The organism is Streptomyces sp. NPDC107498, assembly GCF_055582805.1.
This window is the reverse complement of the sequence record NZ_JBVJPE010000011.1, coordinates 30977-36251: the sequence shown is the minus strand read 5'-3', so window position 1 is coordinate 36251 and position 5275 is coordinate 30977. Positions and strand designations below refer to the sequence as shown.

3 protein-coding genes and 3 pseudogenes are annotated in these 5275 nt (G+C 69.2%); 4 read left to right on the top strand and 2 right to left on the bottom strand.

Annotated features, from left to right (window positions below; genetic code table 11):
- Nucleotides 1–80: 80 nt before the first annotated feature.
- Nucleotides 81–431: pseudogene (locus tag ACZ66Z_RS20310) on the top strand (transposase); the annotation flags it as partial.
- 1020 nt (nt 432–1451) lie between these two features.
- Here ACZ66Z_RS20310 and ACZ66Z_RS20305 read toward each other — a convergent pair.
- Nucleotides 1452–1733 (bottom strand): SCO0607 family lipoprotein, encoded by a 282-nt coding sequence (locus ACZ66Z_RS20305; RefSeq protein ID WP_469935791.1) that lies wholly within the window; start codon nt 1731–1733, stop codon nt 1452–1454.
- A 382-nt stretch (nt 1734–2115) separates the two neighbouring features.
- Here ACZ66Z_RS20305 and ACZ66Z_RS20300 point away from each other — a divergent pair, with 382 nt between their 5' ends.
- Nucleotides 2116–3201 carry a tyrosine-protein phosphatase gene (locus ACZ66Z_RS20300; protein WP_469935789.1) on the top strand — a complete coding sequence of 362 codons (1086 nt, stop codon included), beginning with the start codon at nt 2116–2118 and terminating at the stop codon, nt 3199–3201.
- Nucleotides 3202–3266: 65 nt separating this feature from the next.
- Nucleotides 3267–4019: pseudogene (locus ACZ66Z_RS20295) on the top strand (transposase); the annotation flags it as partial.
- Nucleotides 4020–4049: 30 nt separating this feature from the next.
- Here the strand turns inward: ACZ66Z_RS20295 and ACZ66Z_RS20290 are convergent.
- Nucleotides 4050–4280: pseudogene (locus ACZ66Z_RS20290) on the bottom strand (DUF5959 family protein); the annotation flags it as partial.
- 351 nt (nt 4281–4631) lie between these two features.
- On the opposite strand from ACZ66Z_RS20290, the gene ACZ66Z_RS20285 reads away from it, so the two are divergent.
- Nucleotides 4632–5237, top strand: coding sequence for a hypothetical protein (locus tag ACZ66Z_RS20285; RefSeq protein ID WP_469935787.1), 606 nt, complete (start codon nt 4632–4634; stop codon nt 5235–5237).
- The last annotated feature ends 38 nt before the right edge of the window (nt 5238–5275 follow it).

The following is a 5275-nucleotide window of genomic DNA, read 5'->3' as shown; positions in this document are numbered from 1 at the left end:
CGGGGCGGGAGAGGGGATGCGGCAGGGCGTCCGCATCCCCCCCCTGCACGCACCGCGCGGAGCATCAGTGCGATGTATTCGTGCACCGTTTCGCCAGGTCGGATCCGCGTGAATCGGCGCTGGCACATATGCGGGGGCTGAGCGCTCCGCTGGAGCGGAAGAACGGCTGGACGCCGGCGGAGGAGGCCGGGCACGCGGGTCCGGACCGGATCCACCGGCTGCTGAACCGGATCGACCGGGATGCGGACGAGGTCCTGGACGATGTGCGCGAGTACGTCGTCGAGCGTCTCGGCGACCCGGAGGCAGTGCTGATCGTCGACGACGCCGGTTTCCTGAAGAAGGGAGACCGTTGGGCCGGGGTCCGGCGGCAGTGTTCCGGGACCGCGGGACGGATGGAGAACTGCCAGGTCGGCGTCTTCCTCACCCGCGCCGGCCTCCACCGCTGGTCCGCCCGGCCGTGGACCAGCGGCCCATGCTCCAACTCCCGCTCCAACCCGGCAAGGCGCCCCTCTCTCGCGCTCAGTGCCTCGCCGACACGGGATCACCGACCACTCCTGAGACCCTTCTCCGCACGATCCTCAGGTGCTGACTCCTGCTCCGGGTGGATGTCGGCTCGCTCCGGGAGAGCTGGGTATGGAGCCCTCCTTCGTGATGATCGCCCCTGTGTCATCTCGGCGAACCACCACGTACCCGCCACCACGCACCCCAGCAGCAGTCCGTTCCCCATGGCCCTCGGCCATGGGGCGTGCTCCGCCCAGCGCCCCATGGCGGTCAGCGCCCCCCAGCTGACCAGCAGGACGCACGCAACCCTTACACGTCGGTGTCTGAACATGCCGGCCCGACTACCCGAGTCAGCAGCGCTCACACCGCTCCCGGGCACCCGCGTCGCAGGAGGCAGGGCCCCTGCCTGCGCTGTCGGCCCGACGCGCCGGGGCGGTCCGCGTGGGGCAGCGTAGGAACTCGACACGAAGCCCCGCCCGGAAAGACCGCACGCGGGAACGCAGGCGAGCGCATGACGCCTCGGCGCTCTTCGACCGTTGAAAGAACACCTCACGTTGCTGTGCCGTCAAGCCGACGGGGGAGGGGCCCCGAACAACAACGACGACCTCGCGGTCAACGAGCTCGTGCGCGGTAAGCGGTGAGACCTCGAACCCTGGATGGTTGATGGTCAGATGGCGGGGAACACGTCTCGTGCAGTGCTTGTCTCGCGGCCGCGGAAGCGGGAAGCGTGTGGTGGAGACCGGCGCGAAGCACCAGCTGGTGTTCGTCGACCGACTCCTGGCCACCCTCGTCCCTCTCCGTCACGGTGCCACTCATGATGTCGCCGCTCCGGGGATCACGGTCCGTCGCTGCGCGAGACCGGTGAGAACCTGACGAGGGCCCGACCGCCTGACTCTGCGACTGCAGCCGTGTCCGGTGTCAGGCGGGCTGGTCGGATCGGCTTTTCCAGGTCAGCCCGCGTCCGGGGCGTCGACGACATTGCCGTCCTTGTCGAGCGTGTGGGTGTCCCAGTACAGGTCCCACTCGTCGTCGACCTGCCGGGGCACTTTGCCCTCCGGGTATCGCACGAATCCCGCCGGAGGCTCCTGCTTGTCCGAGACGCAGACGGAGCCGGTACCGCCCACGGACAGGGCGGGGTACTCGTTGCTGCTGCAGATGTCCTCCCGGTACTCGACACCGGCGCATCCGGTGAGGGCCACGACTGCGGCCGCGCTCGCGAGAGCGGCAGCCATGAGACGGCCCTTTCCGGGACGCGGGGCAGGGGCGGACGGGTTCGTCTTTCGGGGCGTGTGCACGGTGGTCTCCCTTTCGCTTGGTCCGGCACCACTCTCGCCACCGGAGAACTGACGTGACATGCGTACGCATACTCAAAGACGTCCGGGCGGATGCTCAACACGCCGCAGCCCTGGGGGGTATGTCACAGTTCTTGGCGCGTCGATCGGATGCGGGCCTCACTGCCCGATCGAATGAGACGACCTCTCGGCCAGGTGTGTGCTGTCCCCAGGTCTGCATGGTTTGCATAGGTGGCATGTTTTGCCATCCGCCTTCGAGGGGGCGACATCCAGCCACGTCGCGTTCATACGGCGTTCGGCCCGGCCGCCCACTCTCACGACCATGAACAAGGCAACCCTCTCCGCGACCGCCGTCGTCTCCGCTCTCGCCCTCGGCCTGCCCCTCGCACCGGCAGCCGGCGCCGCCGAGCGCGGCCTGCCCGGAAGCCCCGTCCAGCACCGTTCCGGCCGGGCCATTCCCTTCACCGAGGCCACGGTCACCGCCGGCGGCGACGGTTCGTTCTCCCTCCACTGGAAGGCGGAGGGCGTCACGCGCGTGGAGATCCACGCGCACGGCAGGGTCGTCGCGCGAGGCGGCGCCACCGGCCGGGCCGTGGTCACCGGTCTGCCCGCCGCGGACCGCCAGTGGTTCTGGTTCCAGGCCGATCACGGCCAGGGCCTGCGGCTCGCCGACCGGCTCGTCGAGCTCTCCGGAACGGTCAACCTCCGTGACGCGGGCGGCTACCGCACCGAGAACGGCCAGTGGGTCAGGATGGGCGAGGTCTACCGCTCGGACGCCCTGAACAACCTGACGGCCGAGGACCAGGCCACGCTCCGGCGCCTGCGCGTCAGGACCGTCTTCGACCTTCGCATGGAGAGCGAGCGCGCCAAGGACCCCGACAAGGTCCCGGCCGGTGCCGACTACGTCGTCGCCGACGTCTTCGCGGGCTCGGGGGCCTTCCAGGGCATGCCGAGGACCCCCGCCGAGGCCGAGCGGATGATGATCGACGCCGAGAAGGCCATGGTCAGCGGCGACGGCGGCAAGAAGGCGTACACCCAGGTGCTCGACGGCATGCGCGAGGACGACGCGCGCGCCGTGCTCTTCCACTGCACCGCCGGCAAGGACCGCACGGGATGGTCCAACGCCGCCCTGCTGACCGCGCTCGGTGTGCCGCGGGACACCGTCATGGCCGACTACCTCGCCAGCAACACCTACCGCAAGGCCGCCAACGACGCCCTTCTCGGCCACCTCACGCCCCAGCAGGCCGCCGTCTACAAGCCGCTGCTGGACGTCCGCCCCGAATACCTCAACTCCGGCTACGACGAGGTCGAGGCGAAGTACGGCACCTTCGACCACTATCTGAACGACGGCCTCGGCATCGACCGCCACGAACTGAAGCGTCTCAAGAAGAACCTCCTCATGGGCTGAGGACTCCTAACGAAATGATCTTCGTGGTGATTGGACCGTGCCGGGACCGTTGATCGGAATGTGGGGTGGCTCGGCCGAAGCCGGGGGAAGCCGACGAAAAGTTGAGGGCGGTGAGGGAGCCGCTGCTGCCCAAGGTCGAGCGTCGGGTGCGGCATCCAGGACGGAGAAGACATCCGGACCGGTTGGCGTTCCAGGGCATCCTGCTCGTTCTGCACACCGGGATCGGCTGGGAACACCTCCCGCAGGAACTCGGCTTCGGGTCGGGCATGACCTGCTGGCGCCTGGCCGAATGGACCGAGGGCCGGCGTCTGGCCCCGACTCCACGAGGTCCTCCTGGCCGGGCTCCGCAGCGCGAACGCCCTGGACTTCTCCCGGGCGGCGGTCGACGGCTCCCACATCCGGGCGCGGAAAGGGGCCTCGAGACGGGACGAAGCCCCGTCGACCGGGGCAGAACCGGCAGTAAACACCACCTGATCACCGACGCCACCGGCATCCCGCTCGCCGCCGCCCCGACCGGCGGCAACCGCAACCACGTCACCCGGCTCATCCCGCTCCTGGAGGCGTTGCCGCCCGCGCGGGGCAAGCGCGGCCGACCCCGGCGCCGGCCGGACGTGGTGCTGGGCGACCGCGGCTACGACCACGACAAGTACCGCCGTCTGGCCTGGGACCTCGGAGTGAAACCGCTGATCGCCCGTCGCGGTACTGAGCACGGGTCCGGCCTGGGCACCCAGCGCTGGGTTGTCGATCGTGCACTCGCCCACCTGCACTGGTTCCGCCGCCTGCGCATCCGCTGGGAGATCCGCGACGACATTCACGAAGCGTTCCTCACCCCCACGAACTGCTGGAGTCTCATGCTCTGCGTCGTGCGGCTGGATCCTGATCTCAGGGCTGTGGTGGTCGTCCCTCCAGCAGATGTCCTGACCTGCAGCAAGGAGATCCAGAGCGCGGGACCAGGCCTCCAGGTCGGAAGGGAACAGGGACATGGGCAGTCGACCGCTGACGAAGCTGCTCGTGATCAAGACCTCTGCGTCGAGCTGGTCGTGAAGATGCAGCACGCCCGGCGCCCGACGCCCCAGCACGCGCACCCGGAAACCGTTGTCACCATCCGAGAGGTTGATCAGTTCCACCGTGCGCCCTTTGTTCTGCCTACCTTCGATCACCAGGGCCCATGGTGCTGAACCGGAGCTTCAGTCACAACCGGATTGTCGCGGCCTCATTCCGTCAGGAGTTCTTGGTCGAAGGATTGCGCGTCGCCGTACGCGGTCGCCGAGCGCCGCCCTGACCATGTGCGTGCGGACTTGCGCTTGTGAACAGCGGTCGAACGGCCGGGGCCGACGTACGGTCGAGTATCGGGCCGAGCCGTGTGGCCGGCACCGTACACCCTGGCGCCGACCTCGGCCGGCGCCTCGACGCCATGACCGGAGCAGCCCATGCTTCTCTACGCCCAGACCCCAGCACGGCGGAACCGCCAGATCCTCGCGGACCTGATGGCCGTGGTCATCATCGCCGGCGCGGTGTGGTTCGCGTTGGCTGTTCACGACGCGATCATGCTTCTGGCCGAGCCGGGACGAAAGGTGGAGAGCGCCGGCGAAGGCTTGGCCGGCGCTCTCCACGACGCCGGCCGAACAGCCTCGGACGTGCCGCTGGTCGGCGGCCTGCTGAAGAAGCCCTTCCAGTCCGCGGCCGATGCCGGCACCGGACTCGCCGACGCCGGGCAGTCCCTGCAAGATGCCGTCAGCCAGTTGGCCTTCCTGATGACAGTTGTGCTGATCGTCGTCCCCGCGGCTTTCGTACTCCTGGTGTGGGTTCCCCTGCGCGTGCGCTGGATCCGTCGCTGTGCCACCGTCCGAAGCCTTTACAGCGGACCCCACGGCGCCGACCTCCTTGCGCTGCGCGCTCTCACCGGACCGCCCGGTGACCTCCGCGCGATCCCCGCGCCGCCGGGCGGCCTGGCGGATGCCTGGCGCCGCGGTGACCAGCAGGTTGTCGCCGCCTTGTCCGAGATCGCACTCAGGCGGGCGGGCTTGCGGCCCTGACGAGCGCAATAGTGGGGAGTGCCCCTCCTCACGCCTGC

Bases quoted from the DNA above. Each gene is read 5' to 3' on its own strand.
- ACZ66Z_RS20300 (WP_469935789.1), top strand. From the start codon at position 2,116: ATGAACAAGGCAACCCTCTCCGCGACCGCCGTCGTCTCCGCTCTCGCC.
- ACZ66Z_RS20305 (WP_469935791.1), bottom strand. From the start codon at position 1,733: ATGGCTGCCGCTCTCGCGAGCGCGGCCGCAGTCGTGGCCCTCACCGGA.
- ACZ66Z_RS20285 (WP_469935787.1), top strand. From the start codon at position 4,632: ATGCTTCTCTACGCCCAGACCCCAGCACGGCGGAACCGCCAGATCCTC.